The sequence below is a fragment of the Mesorhizobium sp. WSM4817 genome, assembly GCF_055811135.1.
The window spans coordinates 1-17,023 of record NZ_JBVVQQ010000026.1 but is presented as its reverse complement, the minus strand read 5'-3'; the positions used below and the strand labels follow the sequence as shown (position 1 = coordinate 17,023).

The window sequence follows — 17,023 nt, the reverse complement described above, 5'->3', positions numbered from 1 at the left end:
GCAGTCCTTATGCGGAATAGCGCTGGAAAATCAGCGTTGCGTTGGTGCCGCCGAAACCGAACGAGTTGGACAGGACGGTGTCGATCCTGGCATCGTCGATGCGCTCTCGCACGATCGGCATACCCTCGAATTCCGGATCGAGCTGCTCGATGTGGGCGCTCTCGCCGATGAATCCGCCTTGCATCATCAGGATCGAGTAGATCGATTCCTGCACGCCCGCCGCACCCAGCGAGTGGCCGGTCAGCGATTTCGTCGAGGTGATGAACGGCATGTTTTCGCCGAACACCTCGCGGATCGCGCCCATTTCCCTGGAGTCGCCGACCGGCGTCGAGGTGCCGTGCGTGTTGATGTAGTCGACCGGCGAAGAGACGGTCGCCAGCGCCTGCCGCATGCAGCGCACCGCGCCTTCGCCCGAGGGCGCCACCATGTCGAAGCCGTCGGAGGTCGCGCCATAGCCGACGACCTCGGCATAGATCTTGGCGCCGCGCGCCTTGGCGTGCTCGAGCTCTTCCAGCACCAGCACGCCGGCGCCGCCGGCAATGACGAAGCCGTCGCGATCGACGTCATAGGCGCGCGAGGCAGCCGATGCCCGGTCGTTGAACTTGGAGGACATGGCGCCCATCGCATCGAACAGGTCCGACATCGTCCAGTCGAGGTCCTCATGGCCGCCGGCGAAGACCATGTCCTGCTTGCCCCACTGGATCAGTTCGTAGCCATTGCCGATGCAATGCGCCGAGGTCGAGCAGGCCGAAGAGATCGAATAATTGACGCCGTGGATCTTGAACCAGGTGGCGAGCGTCGCCGAAGCGGTCGACGACATCGCCTTCGGCACCGCGAACGGGCCGATTCGCTTGGGGCTGCCGTTCTTGAGCGTGGTTTCTGCGGCCTCGACGATGGTTCTGGTCGATGGTCCGCCCGATCCCATGACGATGCCGGTGCGCTCATTGGTGATGTCGTTCTCGCCAAGTCCAGCGTCCACGATCGCCTGGTCCATGGCGACATGGTTCCAGGCCGCACCTTGCGACAGGAAGCGCATGGCGCGGCGATCGATCAGCGCGGCGGGGTCGAGCGTCGGCGCTCCCCAGACCTGGCAGCGGAAGCCGTGTTCGGCGAAGGAATCGGAGAAGCTGATGCCGGATCTGGCATCATGCAGCGAGGCCTGCACCTCGTTGGCATTGTTGCCGATCGACGACACGATGCCGAGGCCTGTCACTACGACCCGTCTCATTCGCAACTCCTTTCCAGCGCATGAACCCGAAACCTGCCGGACCGAAACCTGCCGGACAAGGATGCGCAAATTAAGTTCTACAGCTTCCTTTGCGCCTCCCGCGGACTCGCCGCGCTGCGCAGGCGCCGGTCAGGCGGCGGCCGATTGCTTGGACAGTCCCACCTTGAGATCCGTTGCTGCGTATATGGGTTCGCCATCCGCCTTCAGCCAGCCATCGGCGATACCCAGCACCAGCCGGCCGCGCATCACGCGCTTGAAGTCCACGCCATATTCTACCTTCTTGACCGACGGCGTCACCATGCCTTTGAATTTCACTTCGCCGGTCGACAGCGCCATGCCCTTGCCCGGCTCGCCGAGCCAGCCGAGGTAGAATCCCGTCAATTGCCACATGGCGTCGAGGCCCAGGCATCCCGGCATGATCGGGTTGCCGATGAAGTGGCAGGCGAAAAACCACAGGTCCGGCTTGATGTCGAATTCGGCGCGGATGAAGCCCTTGTCGAAGGCGCCGCCAGTCTCGCTGATTTCGGTGATGCGGTCGAACATCAGCATCGGCGGATAGGGGAGTTGGGCGTTTCCAGGTCCGAACAGCTCGCCGCGGGCGCAGGCAAGCAGTTCCTCGTAATCGTAGCTGGATTTCGAAACCGCCATCAGTCTCCGTCCCCAATAATCGTCCGGGCGGTAGCGCGCCCTTGTCGTTGGTTCCTAGCACAATCTATTTCCGGCCGGAAACCGGCGTTTGCGCTTAACCTGCCCGCCTGCCACGGTCAATGCGCGCTATTGATCGTATTCGGCCGACAGAATATATGTCGGGGGATGTCCAGGTTCGGTCAATGTTCGTTTTTTGCCGTTCTGGGCAGCTCTTGAGGCGAAACTTGAGCTTGGACGGATAGATGGATCTGGGCTGCCGGAAGGAAAATGTCGCTGTGGACAAGCGGGTTCGCGAAGCTGGCCTGAGGCCGACGCGTCAGCGCATTGCGCTGGCCGATCTGCTTTTTGCCAAAGGCGACCGCCATCTGTCGGCCGAGGAACTGCACGAGGAGGCGATCGCCGCCGGCGTGCCGGTATCGCTCGCCACCGTCTACAACGCCCTTCATCAATTCACCCAGGCGGGCCTTCTGCGCATCCTGGCCGTCGAGGGGTCGAAGACCTACTTCGACACCAACACCTCCGATCACCATCATTTCTACATTGAGGGCGAAAACAGGATTTTCGACATCGCCAGCGGTCCTGTCACGGTTTCCAACCTGCCGGAGCCACCGGAGGGGATGGAGATCGCCAATGTCGATATCGTCGTGAGGCTGCGCCCGAAACGCTGCGAGTGATCGGCGCTTTTACGCATGTCGTTATCGCAAAACCGCTGCGCACTTTTGCGCGACATGCCCATCATCCCGAACCGACAGGAAGAGGTCAGTCCTTGACCCGTTCGCCCGGATAGGCGCCCCAGACCAGCGACTGGGCGAGCCAGCCGGTGTGGCCATTGAAGGTCATTTCGCACCATTCGCCGTCACAGGACTTGATCGTGCCCATGGCGCCCGGCTCGACGATTGCGACGATGCCGGCGTCCTTTTGCGGGTCGTCGAGCAGGTTGATTCGGGCATCCTTGCCGCGCTGCCAGGGTGCCACGATCGCCGTGCGGCGACCGGAAAGCAGCGACTGGTTGATCCAGCCTTCCGAGCCATCGGCATCGCGCACACGACGCCAGGTGTCAAATTCCTGGATGATCTCCATCGGCAGGCCGGGCTTCATATACATCCAGTCGACGGAATAGTTGACGCCTGGTCCGACGCGGGAGTTGACGCGGCCGGCTTTCAGGCTGACGAAGCGCGGCAGCGGCAGGCCGCTCGGCCCGAGCGTGACGCTCTGGGTCGGTGCTGCCGCATTCTGTGCCGCCACATCCGGGGAATAAAGCAGAGCGCCGAGAAATGCTGCGCTGAGGGCCAGGCGGAGCGACGCGAAACCAGACACTTTCGTTCCCTTTCGGCGCCGGCTCATCGGCCCTGGCGCCCCTTTTTCTTTGTCTTCGGCGGAACCTCTTGTTACATGGAGAACTGGCACCGCGACCGGCCTGCAGTTTCGCCTGTCTTGGTTAAAGAGGTCTCAACGAGGTCGGGTTCGAGGAAACAATGGTAGGCAGAAAAAGGCCCCTCGTCGTCATCACGCGCAAGCTGCCCGACCCGGTCGAGACCCGCATGCGTGAGCTTTTCGACGCCCGGCTGAATGTCGAAGACCGGCCGATGACGCAGCCGGAATTGGTCGCGGCGGTCAAGGAAGCCGACGTGCTGGTGCCGACCATAACCGATCAAATCGACGCGGCGCTGATCGCGCAGGCCGGCGACAACCTTAAGCTGATCGCCAATTTCGGCAACGGCGTCGACAAGATCGACGTGTCAGCAGCAGCGAAGAAGGGCATTACCGTCACCAACACGCCGAACGTGCTGACCGAAGATACCGCCGACATGACCATGGCGCTGATGCTGGCGGTGCCGCGGCGGCTGGCGGAAGGCGCCAATGTGCTGACCGGCGACAAGAAATGGGCCGGCTGGTCGCCGACCTGGATGCTCGGCCGGCGTATCTGGGGCAAACGCCTCGGCATTGTCGGCATGGGCCGCATCGGCACCGCCGTCGCCCGGCGGGCCAAGGCCTTTGGCCTGTCGATCCACTATCACAACCGCCATCGCGTCCTTGCCGCGGTCGAGGATGAGCTGGAGGCGACCTATTGGGAAAGCCTCGACCAGATGCTTGCCCGCATGGACATCATTTCGGTCAATTGTCCGTCGACGCCGGCGACCTTCCATCTGCTTTCGGCGCGGCGGCTGGCGCTTCTGCAACCGTCCGCTTACATCGTCAACACGGCGCGCGGCGACATCATCGACGAGGACTCTCTGGTCAAGCTGATCCAGGACGGCAAGATCGCCGGCGCCGGGCTCGACGTCTACGAGCATGAGCCGGCGCTGAACAGCAAATTGCTGAAGCTCGCCGCCAAGGGCAAGGTCGTGCTGTTGCCGCATATGGGGTCGGCGACGCTCGAAGGCCGGATCGACATGGGCGAGAAGGTGATCATCAACATCCGCGCCTTCTTCGATGGCCATCGGCCGCCGGATCGCGTGCTGCCGCTGCGGACGTGACCGGCTGCCATTTTAAGTTAGCGTATACTTACGAAAGAACCTTGCGCATGGTGATCGAGGTGGTCGGTCATAGCCAGTGTGCGCCGTCCGTTCCGTTTCGCGAAAGCCAAGGCGGGCAAAGGCCGCGTGATTCGCGGTCAATTCGATCCGCGTCTGAAGCTCGATGGCAGGCTTGCCGCGGTTGCGGGCAAGATCCTCGACAGCTTGCATCAGCCGCCTGGCGATGCCTTGTCCCCGAAAATCCGGTTCGACCGCGAGCTTTCCGACATAGAAATCTCTGGCCCGCTCAAGGACAAAAACGCAGCCGACAATCCTGCCGTCGTTCAGCGCCGCAAAGCCCGTCTCCTGCCGGGCCTTGTCGCGGAGATTCTCGACCGTGAGCCGATGCGCCGACGATGGCGGATCGATGACGCCGTCCATGGCAGCGAAGGCGCGCATGATCAGCGCCAGCACCTCGTCCCAACGCTCGAAATCGGCCGGAAGCTGCGCGACGGAAACCAGGCTGCCCAAAATCTAGCTGCTCTTGTAGCGGATCGTGTCGAAGCGCGCGGCCAACGCATCGTAAAGCAGCAGCCGGCCGACCAGCGGCTCGCCGATGCCGGCGATCAGCTTGATCGCCTCCATGGCCTGCAGCGTGCCGACGACGCCGGTCAGCACGCCGAGCACGCCGGCCACGGCGCAGGATGGCACCAAGCCGGCCGGCGGTGGTTCCGGGAAAAGATCGCGATAACTCGGATTCGGGCTGCCGTCAGTGCCGGTCTCGAACGGTTTCAGCACGGTCACCGAGCCGTCGAAGCGGCCGACGGCGGCATGGACCAGCGGCCGCTTTTCCGCGGCGCAGGCGTCGGCCACCGCATAACGGGTTTCGAAATTGTCGGAGCCGTCGACGACGATGTCATAACCGGCGACAAGGGCAGGGGCGTTGTCCGCCGTCAGCCTGAGATTGTGCAGTTCCACGGCGACGTTGGGGTTGATGCGGGCGATCGCCGCCTTGGCACTGTCGGTCTTCGCCATGCCGACAGCGCCGGTGCCGTGGATCACCTGCCTTTGCAGGTTCGACAGCGAGACGCTGTCGTCGTCGACGATGCCGAGTGTGCCGACGCCGGCTGCGGCAAGATATTCAAGCACCGGCGCTCCCAGCCCGCCGGCGCCGATGACCAGGACCCGAGCCCGCTTCAGTCGCTGCTGGCCGGCGCCGCCGATCTCGGGCAGCACGATGTGGCGGGCGTAGCGTTCGAGTTCTTCGTTGGTGAGCGCGGTGGTGATCATCGTCGGACCATATAGCGGGAGAAAAACCTTGTCAGGCGGCAATGCACGTTGCCAAAGCCTGCCATCGGCTTGCCCATCGGGGTGCGCAGCAGTTGACTAGTGTGAATGGTGAATGGTGAATAGTGAATAGTGAATAGTGAATAGTGAATAGTGGATAGCGACCACTCAGTAGTGATTAGTGATTAGTGAAATAATGGCGCTCTCACTACCATTCACCATTCACCATTCACCATTCACCATTCACCGAACCGTGCCATGATCGACGGTCAAAAACTGCGCGCGTCCGTTGAGACTGGAAAACAGCGCCGCATCGGTCCCGGTCATGAAAGCCTGGCAGTTCAGCTCTTCGAGGATCGAGAACAGCGCGGCGCGTCGGCCCGAGTCGAGATGGGCGGCGATTTCGTCGAGCAGCAGGATCGGCGTCATGCCAGACATCTCGCCGGTCAGCCGGGCGTGCGACAGGACCATGCCGACCAGCAGCGCCTTCTGCTCGCCCGTCGAACAGAGTTCGGCCGGCATCGCCTTGGGCCGGTGCCGCACCACGAGGTCCGACCGGTGCGGCCCGTCGAGCGTGCGCCCGGCGGCGCGGTCGCGATCGCGCGCTTCGGCAAGAGTGCGGCGGAACCGCTCCTCGACATCGACAGCCGCGCTGGTTGCGACCTCGCTTTCCAGCGCGCCGGACAGGCCGATGTCGGCTTGCGGAAACGGACCGGAGCTTGGCAGCCTGTCGATCATGGCGGTGAGCAGGCGCACCAGTTCGGCACGCGCCGCGGCAATCGCCACACCGGTTTCGGCCATTTGCGTCTCGATCGCATCGAACCAGGCGCCATCGCGCGAGCCTTCGGCGAGCAGTCGATTGCGGCCGCGCATCGCTTTTTCGTAGTCGAGCGCGCGCTGGCCGTGGCCCGGATCGATCGCCAGCACCTGCCGGTCGAGAAAGCGCCGCCGATCTGCGGCCGGCCCGGTGAACAATGCATCCATCGCCGGTGTCAGCCAGACGACGCGCAACCATTCCAGCATGTCCTCCGCCGAGCGCGCCGCCGCGCCGTTGATCCGCACCCGCCGGCCGCCTTCGGCGGCGTCGCCGCCCGCGATGCCGGTGCCGATCTCGACCGGGCCGACCGGCCCATCGAGCCGGGCATGAATGGCAAAGCCGCCGTCGCCGCCTTCGCGCGCCACGTCGGCATAAGGCGCACGGCGCAGGCCGCGCCCCGGCGTCAACAGGGAGATCGCCTCCAGCAGATTGGTTTTGCCGGCACCATTGTCACCGGAAAAAACCACCGGGCCGGGATCGAGATCGATCGAAAGTGTTGTGTAATTGCGGAAATTGGTAAGCGAAAGCTTACTTATATGAGTCTGCTGATCGCGCTCAGGCTGCTTCGCAACTCCGGTCATGACAGCAAGATGGCCTCGTTCGGGCCTAAAGCGCGCCGCGTTTGACCGGCCTCATGGGACGCGCTTTAGGTTTGTTGTTTTATGCATGTCGTTATCGCAAAACCGCGGCACACTTTTGCGCGACATGCATCAGACCCGCATCGGCATCAGCACGTAGAGGGTGGTTTCGTCGGCCATGTCGTGGATCAGCGTTGGCGAGCCGGCATCCGCCAGCATGAATTTTGCCTCGGTGCCGGTCAACTGGGCGGCGACGTCGAGCAGATATTTGGCGTTGAAGCCGATTTCGATCGCGTCGGACGAATAATCCGCGGCCAGTTCCTCGGTGGCGCTGCCTGAATCCGGATTGTTGACTGCAAGCGTGACCTGGCCTTCTCCAATCGAAAGCTTCACCGCCCGGCCGCGTTCGGACGAAATGGTCGAGACGCGGTCGACGGCGGCGGCGAAACTCTGGCGGTCGATGATCAGCTTCTTGTCGTTGCCGGTCGGGATCACCCGCTGATAGTCCGGGAAGGTGCCGTCGATCAGCTTCGAGGTCAAAACGACGCTGCCGATGGTGAAACGGATCTTGGTGTCGGACAATTCGGTGGTCACCGCGATATCAGGGTCGTCGACGAGCTTTTGCAATTCGCTCACCGTCTTGCGCGGAATGATGATGCCCGGCATGCCTTCCGATCCTGCCGGCGCGTCGATCTCGGCGCGCGCCAGCCGATGGCCGTCGGTCGCTACCGAGCGCAGCTTCAGCTTGCCGTCGGCGTCATGCGTGTGCAGGTAGATGCCGTTCAGGTAGTAGCGCGTCTCTTCGGTGGAGATGGCGAATTGGGTCTTCTCGATCAGGCCCTGGAGCGCGACCGAATCGAGCCGGAAGATATGCGAGAACGATCCGGCCGAAAGCTCCGGGAAATCGGATTGCGGCAGGCACTGCAGGCGGAAGCTCGAGCGGCCCGAGGTCACCGTCATGGCGTTGCCGTCCTCGTCGGTCGTCAGCATGACCTCCGCGCCGTCGGCGAGCTTGCGCACGATGTCGTAGAGCAGGTGCGCCGGGACCGTCGTCGCGCCGCCGCGCTCGACCTTGGCGGGCGTGGCTTCGGTCACCTCCAGGTCGAGGTCGGTCGCCTTCATTTCAAGGGTGGCGCCTTCGGCGCTCAGCAGCACGTTCGACAGGATCGGTATGGTGTTGCGCCGTTCGACCACGCGATGAACGTGGTTGAGCGACTTCAGGAGATTTGACCGTTCCAGGATAACACGCATGACGAAACAGGCTCGCTTGAATGAATGAGCGGGTCTCCGGCAAGCGGCAACCCGCGAAAGGTCTGAACAGGCTCAGAATCTGCACAAACTGACAGGAAAAAACCCGTGAACGCAAGCCCGTGCTGACGGTTCGGGCCGGTTACGCGGGCTTTCTTGGGATAAAACCGGCGAAGCCCGCAAGCCATGCCTGTCGCCCAAAAGCATGCCCTCGGATCAGGCCCGAGAGTGTGCATGGGCTTTGCGGCAACGACGTGCATAAAGACCGTGATTTCAAGCGCGTTGCAGCCATCCAGACGCGACACGCTTTTGTTTTTTCGGGCCGGTCAGGCCTGGTCGTTGATCAGTCTTCTCAGCAATTCGAGCTCCTGCGCCAGCGTGTTGTCGACGCCTGAAAGATCCTCGATCTTGCGCACGGCGTGCAGCACCGTCGTGTGGTCGCGGCCACCGAAACGCCGCCCGATCTCCGGCAAGGAGCGCGGTGTCATCACCTTCGACAGGTACATGGCGACCTGCCGCGGCTTGACGATGGTGCGGGTGCGCCGGTTGGACAGAAGTTCCGTCTTCGACACATTGTAGTGGCGCGCGACGATGCGCTGGATGTCCTCGATGCGCACCCGCTTCGGCTCGCCCGAACGATAGATGTGGCCGAGGATCTCATCGATGCGGTCGATGGTGATCTGCGGTTCGAACGACTGGCGGAACAGAAGCTGGTTGAACGCACCTTCGAGTTCACGCCCGCTGCCGGTCACCGTGCGGGCGACATGGTTGAGGATCTCCTCCGAGATGTCGAGCGATTGATCGTCGGCCTTGGCGGTGGCAAGGCGCAGCTTGAGCATGCCGATCCGCATGGCGAAATCCGGCGCCGACATTTCGAGCGCGACGCCGCCGTTGAGGCGCGAGCGGACGCGGGGCTCCAGTGATTCCAGTTCCGACGGCGGCCGGTCGGCGGCGACCACCACCTGCTTGGCGCTGTCGAGCAGCATGTTGATCAGATGGCAGAATTCATGCTGGATCGACTTGCCCTGCAGGAACTGCATGTCGTCGATGATGAGGAGGTCGATGTCGCGCAACTGTTCCTTCAGCGTCAGCGCGTTGTTGTCGCGGATCGCGGTGGCAAACCGCCACATGAAATATTCGGCCGTGAGATAGACGACGCGCGACTTCGGATTCTGCTTCAGCGATTCCGCCGCGATCGCCTGCAGCAGGTGCGTCTTGCCCAGCCCCACCGTCGCGTGCAGAAACAGCGGATTGAAACGCACCGCGCTCGACTGCGATTCCGCCACCGCCTTGGCGGCGGCGAAGGCCACCCGGTTCGACGGTCCTTCGATGAAGGAGCCGAACGTGTAGCGCGGGTCAAGCGGCGAACCGAGCACATTGTGCCGGAACTCGGTCTCGGCAGGCATTCCCGGGCGAGGTGCCGGTACCCGCTCCACCCTGCCGGGGGCCGCTGTTCCCGCGGCCAGCGCCGTTTGCGCTTGCCTGGTCATCTTGCGCGCCGGGGCCACTTCGGGCTCGACGCCGTTGCGCCCCGGGCGGGTAGCGGTGCGCACGACGATCTCGATCTTGAGGATTTCAGGATCCTCGTGTTTCCACAGCTCGGCGATGAGGTCGAGGTAGTGGCCGTTGATCCACGAGCGCAGGAAGGCGGTGGGCACCGAGATGCGGACAATGCCCCGGGACGCCTCGGCGACCTTCATGCGCCCGAACCAGCTCGAATAGACTTCGGTTCCCAGACGCGCCTTCAACTGGGCCTTGACCCGGTCGAACTTTTGTTCCGCGTCGATGGAAGCCGACATGGCGTCCCCTCCGGTTAAGGTCCCAGGGAATGGGAGGTCGCCCGTAAGCTCCCTTTCGATGCCGCTCTGCATGATCGAGTTCCTTGTCCTTTTGTACCTTTTTCCGCCGGGAATGCGCCTCCTGCATCCATGTTTCCGGCGACCGTGTCCTCGCAGCGACACCACCGCCGCCGCCGGCAGCTGATGTCGCCTCATTGTCAGGGAACCGGCGCCGGCTCCTCGGAGCCAGCCCGCTTTGGTCATGTCAGGGCAATACAATTCCGCCCGGCGAAACGCCGGCGCGTCATTGATCTGCCATGTACAATTACGCCATTCCCCTACCGTATCGAAAAGGCAAACCAAACCCGTACGCGGAGATGATCCGCGTCATGAATTCTGCCACTTTTTTGCTGGCCGATTCAGGCTGGGTTAAGGGCCAACAGCCCGTCCCTCTCGATAGACAGACCTTAGCGAAATCGCTGTGGATAGGGCAAGGCCACGACTAACGGATTTTTAAGGAATGTGGTTAGCGCAAACGGGTTCGGAGCCTGCGTTGCACTGGCTTATTTTGACAAACCCATTGTGATTCAAACCCTTTTCCGGCGAATGTGAAAAAGGCCGCGTCGCGCGAAATTTTATCAAATAATTTTCTTGACAGGCAATTGTCCCCCATCCCTCGCACGCGATGTGAACAAGCTGTGGATGACCATCCGCAACCGTTTGAAAAATAAAGGTGATTTTCGACAGTTGATATTTTCGCCGTGAACGCTTTCAGCGCCTGCGCCTGTCAGCCGGCATGTATATGCCGGCAAAGCAATTCGAACTTCGAAATCGTGCGGGGTGTTGCTTGCGGGCTTTCTTTTTAAGTACTTGCCGGCAAACGAAAAAACCCGGCACGAGCGGCCGGGTCTGAAAAGGACAAGTTTAGTAAAGGTATATCAGCCCGGATATCCGGGTTAGGCCGACAACACCTTGAGGCGCTGGGCCAGGCGCGACACCTTGCGGGATGCCGTATTCTTGTGCACCACGCCCTTGCTCGCGGCGCGCATCAATTCCGGCTCAGCCACCTTGAAAGCAGCCTGCGCGGCCGCCTTGTCGCCCGAGGCGAGCGCCTCTTCGACCTGGCGGATGTAGGTCCGCACGCGCGAGCGGCGGTTCTTGTTGATCGCCGTGCGGCGGGCGATCTTGCGCGTTGCCTTTTTGGCCGAGGAGGTATTGGCCATGATGCCTCTCTTCTGATCTGGTGGGCGCATGCGGGATGCCGCAAGGCGCAAAAAACAAACGGGCAGCCACAGGGCCGCCTCGGTTGGTGCGGCTTATAGTTCAGCTTTTCCGGCGCGTCAACGCTGCTTCGCCTTCTTTTTGGGCCGCTGCTGTCGCTCGCTCCCGGCTGATGTCGTCGCCATCTTACCAGTTCGAGAAATTTGGCTACCGGTTCGAGAAATTTGGCTTCCGCTTCTCGACAAAGGCCGCCATGCCTTCCTTCTGGTCATCGAGCGCAAACAGTGAGTGAAACAGCCGGCGCTCGAACCGCAGCCCCTCGGCCAGTGTCGTTTCATAGGCGCGGTTGACGGCCTCTTTCGCCATCATCACCGACGGCAGCGAAAAATCGGCTATCTTGGCCGCCGCCTTCAACGCCTCCTCGAGCAATTCGCCGGCGGGCACGACACGCGACACCAGGCCGCAACGCTCGGCTTCCGCCGCATCCATCATCCGTCCGGTCAGGCACATGTCCATCGCCTTCGACTTGCCGACGAAACGGGTCAGGCGCTGCGATCCGCCCATGCCCGGCATGACGCCGAGCGTGATCTCGGGCTGGCCGAACTTGGCGTTGTCGGCGGCGATGATGAAATCGCACATCATCGCCAGTTCGCAGCCGCCGCCGAGCGCATAGCCGGCCACCGCCGCGATGACAGGCTTGCGCACCCGGGTGAGCTCTTCCCAGCCGATAAAGAAATCCTGCACATAGGCGTCGACAAAGGAGATCGCCTGCATTTCCTTGATGTCGGCACCTGCCGCGAAGGCTTTTTCGGAGCCGGTGATGACCATCGCGCCGATGTCGGCATTCGCGCAGAAGCCGTTCACGGCTGCGACCACGTCCGCCAGGACCTGCGAGTTCAGCGCATTGAGCGCCTTCGGCCGGTTCAGCGTCATCAGCCCGACCTTGCCGCGGGTTTCGACGATAATCGTTTCATAGGCCATGACTGTATCTCCTCACTCGGTCATCTCCTTGCATCAGGCGTCCAACTCACACCCGGCACCTGGCTTACGCCCCCACCTAAATCACAACTGACAGCTCCGGCAATAGAAGGTGGAACGCCCGCTTTGCACGATGCGTTCTATATGGCCGCTGCAGCCGTGCTTGGAGCAGGGCTCGCCCTCGCGATCATAGACCGCGAACGAATGCTGGAAATAGCCCAGGGACCCGTCGGTCTGCACGTAGTCGCGCAGCGACGATCCACCGGCGGCGATCGCATCGGCGATCACTTCGCGGATTGCTTCGGCCAGGGCGTCGCGCTGCTGTTTGGCCTTCTTTCCAGGCTTCGCGATGGTGCCCGCCTCGCGCAACGGCGACAGGCCGGCGCGCAACAGCGCCTCCGACACGTAGATATTGCCGAGCCCGGCGATCAGCCGCTGATCGAGAAGTGCTGCCTTTAGCGGCGACTTCCGGCCTTTCAGCAGCGAGGCGAGCAGTTCGCCGTCCAACGCATTGCCTGTCGGCTCGACGCCAAGTCCCGCCAGCATCGGATGCGTGTCAGGCGTCCCTTCCGAAAACAGCATGAAGCCGAAACGGCGCGGATCGTTGAAGGTCACCCGGGACCGGGCGCCTTGGGGAGAGACGATATGGAAGACGACATGGTCGTGCACCGCGGCCTTCGGGCGCTCATGATAAAACGCGCCCAGCATTTCGCTGCTTTCGGGCGTGTCATCAGACGTTTCGATGCGGAACGAGCCTGACATGCCGAGATGGCAGATCAGCACCGGACCGCCTTCCAGGTGCATCGTCAGGTATTTGGCCCGGCGGCCGAGCGCCGTAATCGTCTTGCCGGTCAGCCTCTCCAGGAATTTTTCGGGAAAGGGAAAGCGCAGGTCGGGCCGGCGCGCCTCGACACGGGCGATGCGGGCGCCTTCCAGAACCGGCTGCAGGCCCCGCCGCACCGTTTCGACCTCAGGCAACTCAGGCATGGCCGCCTATCGCTGTGTAGAAGGAGGTGCCGTGACGGCCGCGAGCCAACCCAAGATGCTCGGCGACGGTTTCACCGATGTCGGCGAACGTCGTTCTCAACCCGATGTCGCCGCCAAAGCCCGGTCCGGTGCCGATCACCGGAATGCGTTCGCGCGTATGATCGGTGCCGTGCCAGGTCGGGTCGTTGCCATGGTCGGCCGTGAGGATGAGAAGGTCGCCTGCCCTCAGCCGTGCAAGCGCCTCCGGCAGCCGCCGGTCGAAGGCCTCGAGCGCGGCGGCATAGCCGGCAACGTCGCGCCGATGGCCGAACTCGGTGTCGAAATCGACGAAATTGGCGAAGACGAGATCGCCGTCGCCCGCGTCGTCCATCGCGCCGAGTGCTTTGTCGAACATCGCCATGTTGCCGGCGGCCTTGCGCACTTCCGAAATGCCGCGATGGGCGAAGATGTCGCCGATCTTGCCGACCGCGATGACCCGGCTGCCGCGCGCCGTCAGCCGGTCGAGCAGGGTCGGTTCGGGCGGCGGCACCGAATAGTCCCGGCGGTTGTGCGTCCGTTCGAAGCTGGCGGCGGTTTCGCCAATGAAAGGCCGCGCGATCACCCGTCCGATGTTCAGCGGATCGACCAGCCTGCGCACCACCTTGCAGAATTCGTAGAGGCGCTCCAGGCCGAAGTGAACTTCATGCGCGGCGATCTGCAGGACGGAGTCGACCGAAGTGTAGCAGATCGGCTTGCCGGTGCGGACATGTTCCTCGCCGTACCGCTCGATGATCTCGGTGCCCGGAGCATGGCAATTGCCGAGAATGCCCGGCACCTCTCCTTCGCGAATGATCGCTTCGGTCAGCTCGGCTGGAAAGGCGGGAACCGTGTCCGGGAAATAGCCCCAGTCGAAGCGGACCGGCAAGGCGGCGATTTCCCAATGGCCTGACGGCGTGTCCTTGCCGCTCGAAATCTCTTGCGCCGCGCCGTGGAAGGCGGAGGCAAGCAGGCCGCTGCTGTCGAAGCAGAATCCTGTCGCGGTTTTCGCCGCGTGCGCCAGGCCGAGCGAGAGCATGTTGGGCACGAAAAGCGGGCCTTTGCGCAGCCCCTCGCGATCCGCCCGGCCTTCCGCGCAGGCTCGAGCGATGTGTCCGAACGTGTTGGAACCGGTGTCGCCATAGCGCTCGGCGTCGGCCGCGCCGCCGATGCCGAAGGAATCGAGAACAAAAAGGAAGGCGCGCGCCATTGCAGGGATTCATTATTATCGTTTGTCTGTCAGCCCAGACATAGGCGGCCGCGCCGCCATTGGCAATTCGGAACCAGACGGCTGTGTGCACATCCGGGCGCGATGGTAGAATTGTCGCCGGCATCGGCGTGGATCGACGAAAACGAGAGGGAACTCACATGCGACATGCAAGGCATCCGCGGCTATCGTGCGCCTAGTGTCAGGCCGATAGCAATGGCGATCGGGCGCCGTCGTTCAGCAGGTGTCGCAGGTAATCGTCGGGCTCCTGCGGGGCCTGAGATAATAAGTTTCGCCCATCGATATCGAGTTGAAAGCCGAACTGAAGCCAAGCCGCTTTTCACTATCCGCCGACCAGGTGATGATCGGCTCGTATGCCAGATTGCTTTCGACGCGAACGAGAAACGTGCCCTTGACCTCGAGCTGCGGTGCAACCGTGGTGACGGAGTTTTTGGCGGCGCCGGCGCTGAAGGCATCGCCGACCATCTTGCGTGACCAAGCGACCAGCACCCGCGGCGTCGGCTCGTTCGTGACCTGGATCGCGGTGATGGTGATTTCCGGGATCGATCGGTTGTACGGCTGAAGGGAGGAGTTGCCGATCTGCATGATCGCATCGAGTTCGGCCGGCGTGACGGTCTGCTGCTGGGTGACGAGATCCGCCACCATGCTGCCGATGCGACTGACCTTTTGTTGGTCTCGATGGCTTGCGAGGCTTCCATGGTCAAGAAGTACATCATCAGCAGGACGGGCACGATGAAGGCAAACTCAACCGCCGCGACACCGCGGCGATCACGGCAGAACCGTATGGCTTTCGCGCATATCCCAGCGGTCCTCATATGTGCCCCGCACGCCCCATGCTATCGTCCTTTTCCCACGCAGCGGTTTGCATTTTCAGTCGTCGAACGGCTCGTTCTTCCAGGTCATCGATGCGAAATGCAGCGTGTTGCCGTCTTTCAGATTGGCCATCGACTTGGCCATGAAATCGGTCATGACGGGCCATTTGTAAAAAACCCGCAGCATGTTTATCGATTCAGCCAAGCCCGGGGATACCGTAAAAGTCGAGGGGGTTATACCGGTCAACGCGATTTCGCCGTCTTGGATATTGAAGCCCGCCTGGGCCGCAGCGGCGAAGCTCGGATACGCGCGCAGATCCACTTCCAATCCCGGGCAGTCCTTGGCGACCATGATCTCCAGCCGGCTGCAGATCATGGACTTCAGCGTCGCCTCGGTTACGTTTGCCTGCCTTACCTGGCCCGTTCGCAGCTGGCGCGCGACATCGTCGGTGATATTGGCCATCACCTCTTGCCCGGCAAATGAAATGCAGCTCTCCAGTATGGCAAAGACGAGGAGCGCAAATGGCACGGCAAGCATCGCGAACTCCAAAGCGGTGCTGCCGCGCCGGTCGCCAAGGAAGCGCGCTGAAAGGCTTGATCGTCCTGCTTTGCTCATGTCCCGTGCCTGCCGATCCCTTAGGGGGTGTCGGGCAACATTAGCGCAAACCCATTGAAGTGCGGTTTTGATGATCGTTAAATTCGAAGGGGAGGTTTTAACAGGCCGATAACCGAAGCGGCTTTTTCAGCGAGACGAAACGGTCGGGTCGCTTACTGGCCGGCGCTCATCTCGGCTTCCGAGGTCTTCTCCGCCTCGCTTTTATATGAGCTTTCGCAATACGGCGTGCACGACATGGTCTGTATTTCGGCGCGTCGATAGATGCGCACCGAGGACGCGTCCTGTCGCACGACGGTGATCTGCTCGTCGACGATCGGACGGCCCTCCTGATCGAGGACGACGAGATTGGTGACGCCGAAGCCCTTGCCCGTCAGCACGATCGTCGAAGCATCCTGCACCGAGGCGTCGGCGATCGCCGGATTGCCGACGACGATCGTATCGGCAGCGCGCGACAATTTGACGATCTTCGCCTGGTTCATGGTGACCTCGATGCCGGCGCCGGCCTTGGCCGGCACGATAAGAGCCGTGGCGGCAAGCAGCGCGGCAATCGGAAAGGACGATCTCGGCCCGGTCATTGAAGCGCTCCACGGCGGCAATTTGCTCAACGGAACATGAACGAGATTGGTGAAGCAAGGGTTAAGGAGGGGAGCCGTGATGATGTCGGGCTCGGCCCTTTGATCGCCTGGAGCTGGGATCGCCAGGAGCGGCCCGCCCCTTTCTCAGGTCGCTAAATTGCCCCTTTCGCAGCCTGCTGCGCCTGTCGGGTCCATAGGCGCCGCTTAGTCTACGGTTAACCACGCAATGTCATCGAAGCCGGAAAGGAATCGGTAAGGCTGTTTATTAAGTCGATCGAAAGAGCTTCTCGATAGATTGGCAGTATCCGATCAGCCAACAGAGAAGTTGACGGAATTGCTGTAACACCTGGAGTAGGAGCTCTCGAATGTCTAATCTCATTGCACGTTTTGTGAAGGACGAATCCGGCGCGACCGCCATCGAATACGGTCTGATCGCCGCTCTCATCGCGCTCGCCATCATGGTCGGCGCCGGCCAGCTCGGCACCGCGCTGGACGAGAAATTCAGCGATATTGCCGATACGCTCGAAGGCGCCGGTGGCGCTGCCCCGGCC

Annotated in this window: 17 protein-coding genes and 2 pseudogenes; 3 read left to right on the top strand and 16 right to left on the bottom strand. The window is 62.2% G+C overall.

Going from position 1 to position 17,023, the window contains the following annotated elements; all coding sequences use genetic code 11:
• Positions 1-7 precede the first annotated feature (7 nt).
• Together fabB and fabA are read right to left on the bottom strand one after the other, a co-directional pair.
• A complete protein-coding gene (fabB, locus tag AC0L2K_RS27895; RefSeq protein ID WP_091599979.1) occupies positions 8-1,228 on the bottom strand; it encodes a beta-ketoacyl-ACP synthase I in 1,221 nt (406 codons plus the stop codon).
• Positions 1,229-1,357: 129 nt separating this feature from the next.
• On the bottom strand, positions 1,358-1,876 hold the full coding sequence (fabA, locus tag AC0L2K_RS27890) for a 3-hydroxyacyl-[acyl-carrier-protein] dehydratase FabA (protein WP_023802127.1): 519 nt from the start codon (positions 1,874-1,876) through the stop codon (positions 1,358-1,360).
• Positions 1,877-2,118: 242 nt separating this feature from the next.
• On the opposite strand from fabA, the gene irrA reads away from it, so the two are divergent.
• Positions 2,119-2,550 carry an iron response transcriptional regulator IrrA gene (gene irrA, locus AC0L2K_RS27885; RefSeq protein WP_023802128.1) on the top strand — a complete coding sequence of 144 codons (432 nt, stop codon included), beginning with the start codon at positions 2,119-2,121 and terminating at the stop codon, positions 2,548-2,550.
• 85 nt (positions 2,551-2,635) lie between these two features.
• Here the strand turns inward: irrA and AC0L2K_RS27880 are convergent, their stop codons facing one another.
• Positions 2,636-3,193 carry an SH3 domain-containing protein gene (locus tag AC0L2K_RS27880; protein WP_023802129.1) on the bottom strand — a complete coding sequence of 186 codons (558 nt, stop codon included), beginning with the start codon at positions 3,191-3,193 and terminating at the stop codon, positions 2,636-2,638.
• A gap of 158 nt (positions 3,194-3,351) precedes the next feature.
• Between AC0L2K_RS27880 and AC0L2K_RS27875 the strand changes: the two genes are divergently transcribed.
• Positions 3,352-4,353 (top strand): 2-hydroxyacid dehydrogenase, encoded by a 1,002-nt coding sequence (locus AC0L2K_RS27875; RefSeq protein ID WP_023802130.1) that lies wholly within the window; start codon positions 3,352-3,354, stop codon positions 4,351-4,353.
• Positions 4,354-4,381: 28 nt separating this feature from the next.
• Here the strand turns inward: AC0L2K_RS27875 and AC0L2K_RS27870 are convergent.
• The 13 genes and pseudogenes from AC0L2K_RS27870 to AC0L2K_RS27810 form a co-directional block, all read right to left on the bottom strand.
• Positions 4,382-4,866, bottom strand: a pseudogene (locus tag AC0L2K_RS27870) (GNAT family N-acetyltransferase).
• On the bottom strand, positions 4,867-5,622 hold the full coding sequence (locus AC0L2K_RS27865) for a molybdopterin-synthase adenylyltransferase MoeB (RefSeq protein WP_473532908.1): 756 nt from the start codon (positions 5,620-5,622) through the stop codon (positions 4,867-4,869).
• Between the two features lie 240 nt (positions 5,623-5,862).
• Entirely contained in the window at positions 5,863-7,017 is a 1,155-nt protein-coding gene (gene recF, locus AC0L2K_RS27860) for a DNA replication/repair protein RecF (protein ID WP_473532907.1), read from the bottom strand.
• 129 nt (positions 7,018-7,146) lie between these two features.
• Entirely contained in the window at positions 7,147-8,265 is a 1,119-nt protein-coding gene (dnaN, locus tag AC0L2K_RS27855) for a DNA polymerase III subunit beta (RefSeq protein WP_473532906.1), read from the bottom strand.
• A 323-nt stretch (positions 8,266-8,588) separates the two neighbouring features.
• Positions 8,589-10,061: a chromosomal replication initiator protein DnaA gene (gene dnaA / locus AC0L2K_RS27850; RefSeq protein WP_023802135.1), complete on the bottom strand. Its 1,473-nt coding sequence runs from the start codon at positions 10,059-10,061 to the stop codon at positions 8,589-8,591.
• Positions 10,062-10,996: 935 nt separating this feature from the next.
• On the bottom strand, positions 10,997-11,263 hold the full coding sequence (rpsT, locus tag AC0L2K_RS27845; RefSeq protein WP_023802137.1) for a 30S ribosomal protein S20: 267 nt from the start codon (positions 11,261-11,263) through the stop codon (positions 10,997-10,999).
• Positions 11,264-11,468: 205 nt separating this feature from the next.
• Positions 11,469-12,242 carry an enoyl-CoA hydratase gene (locus AC0L2K_RS27840; protein WP_287360884.1) on the bottom strand — a complete coding sequence of 258 codons (774 nt, stop codon included), beginning with the start codon at positions 12,240-12,242 and terminating at the stop codon, positions 11,469-11,471.
• A gap of 81 nt (positions 12,243-12,323) precedes the next feature.
• Positions 12,324-13,226 (bottom strand): bifunctional DNA-formamidopyrimidine glycosylase/DNA-(apurinic or apyrimidinic site) lyase, encoded by a 903-nt coding sequence (gene mutM, locus AC0L2K_RS27835; RefSeq protein WP_473532905.1) that lies wholly within the window; start codon positions 13,224-13,226, stop codon positions 12,324-12,326.
• The gene (locus AC0L2K_RS27830) at positions 13,219-14,451 is read right to left on the bottom strand and encodes a phosphopentomutase (protein WP_473532904.1); all 1,233 of its coding nucleotides are present in this window, start codon (positions 14,449-14,451) and stop codon (positions 13,219-13,221) included. The genes mutM and AC0L2K_RS27830 overlap by 8 nt, the downstream gene beginning before the upstream one ends.
• 234 nt (positions 14,452-14,685) lie before the next feature.
• Positions 14,686-15,114, bottom strand: a complete 429-nt coding sequence (locus AC0L2K_RS27825; protein ID WP_473532941.1) for a TadE/TadG family type IV pilus assembly protein — start codon at positions 15,112-15,114, stop codon at positions 14,686-14,688.
• A gap of 68 nt (positions 15,115-15,182) precedes the next feature.
• Positions 15,183-15,284: pseudogene (locus AC0L2K_RS27820) on the bottom strand (TadE/TadG family type IV pilus assembly protein); the annotation flags it as partial.
• A 55-nt stretch (positions 15,285-15,339) separates the two neighbouring features.
• Positions 15,340-15,897, bottom strand: a complete 558-nt coding sequence (locus AC0L2K_RS27815) for a TadE/TadG family type IV pilus assembly protein (protein WP_128169869.1) — start codon at positions 15,895-15,897, stop codon at positions 15,340-15,342.
• A 152-nt stretch (positions 15,898-16,049) separates the two neighbouring features.
• Entirely contained in the window at positions 16,050-16,472 is a 423-nt protein-coding gene (locus AC0L2K_RS27810) for a pilus assembly protein N-terminal domain-containing protein (protein ID WP_023802143.1), read from the bottom strand.
• Between the two features lie 365 nt (positions 16,473-16,837).
• On the opposite strand from AC0L2K_RS27810, the gene AC0L2K_RS27805 reads away from it, so the two are divergent.
• Positions 16,838-17,023 (top strand): Flp family type IVb pilin (locus AC0L2K_RS27805; protein WP_287306575.1); only part of this gene is annotated, 186 nt, incomplete at its 3' end.

Bases quoted from the DNA above. Each gene is read 5' to 3' on its own strand.
- AC0L2K_RS27810 (WP_023802143.1), bottom strand. From the start codon at position 16,472: ATGACCGGGCCGAGATCGTCCTTTCCGATTGCCGCGCTGCTTGCCGCC.
- AC0L2K_RS27815 (WP_128169869.1), bottom strand. From the start codon at position 15,897: ATGAGCAAAGCAGGACGATCAAGCCTTTCAGCGCGCTTCCTTGGCGAC.
- AC0L2K_RS27875 (WP_023802130.1), top strand. From the start codon at position 3,352: ATGGTAGGCAGAAAAAGGCCCCTCGTCGTCATCACGCGCAAGCTGCCC.
- AC0L2K_RS27840 (WP_287360884.1), bottom strand. From the start codon at position 12,242: ATGGCCTATGAAACGATTATCGTCGAAACCCGCGGCAAGGTCGGGCTG.
- dnaN (WP_473532906.1), bottom strand. From the start codon at position 8,265: ATGCGTGTTATCCTGGAACGGTCAAATCTCCTGAAGTCGCTCAACCAC.
- irrA (WP_023802128.1), top strand. From the start codon at position 2,119: ATGGATCTGGGCTGCCGGAAGGAAAATGTCGCTGTGGACAAGCGGGTT.
- AC0L2K_RS27825 (WP_473532941.1), bottom strand. From the start codon at position 15,114: ATGGTGGCGGATCTCGTCACCCAGCAGCAGACCGTCACGCCGGCCGAA.
- AC0L2K_RS27830 (WP_473532904.1), bottom strand. From the start codon at position 14,451: ATGGCGCGCGCCTTCCTTTTTGTTCTCGATTCCTTCGGCATCGGCGGC.
- rpsT (WP_023802137.1), bottom strand. From the start codon at position 11,263: ATGGCCAATACCTCCTCGGCCAAAAAGGCAACGCGCAAGATCGCCCGC.
- AC0L2K_RS27865 (WP_473532908.1), bottom strand. From the start codon at position 5,622: ATGATCACCACCGCGCTCACCAACGAAGAACTCGAACGCTACGCCCGC.
- fabA (WP_023802127.1), bottom strand. From the start codon at position 1,876: ATGGCGGTTTCGAAATCCAGCTACGATTACGAGGAACTGCTTGCCTGC.
- dnaA (WP_023802135.1), bottom strand. From the start codon at position 10,061: ATGTCGGCTTCCATCGACGCGGAACAAAAGTTCGACCGGGTCAAGGCC.
- mutM (WP_473532905.1), bottom strand. From the start codon at position 13,226: ATGCCTGAGTTGCCTGAGGTCGAAACGGTGCGGCGGGGCCTGCAGCCG.
- fabB (WP_091599979.1), bottom strand. From the start codon at position 1,228: ATGAGACGGGTCGTAGTGACAGGCCTCGGCATCGTGTCGTCGATCGGC.
- recF (WP_473532907.1), bottom strand. From the start codon at position 7,017: ATGACCGGAGTTGCGAAGCAGCCTGAGCGCGATCAGCAGACTCATATA.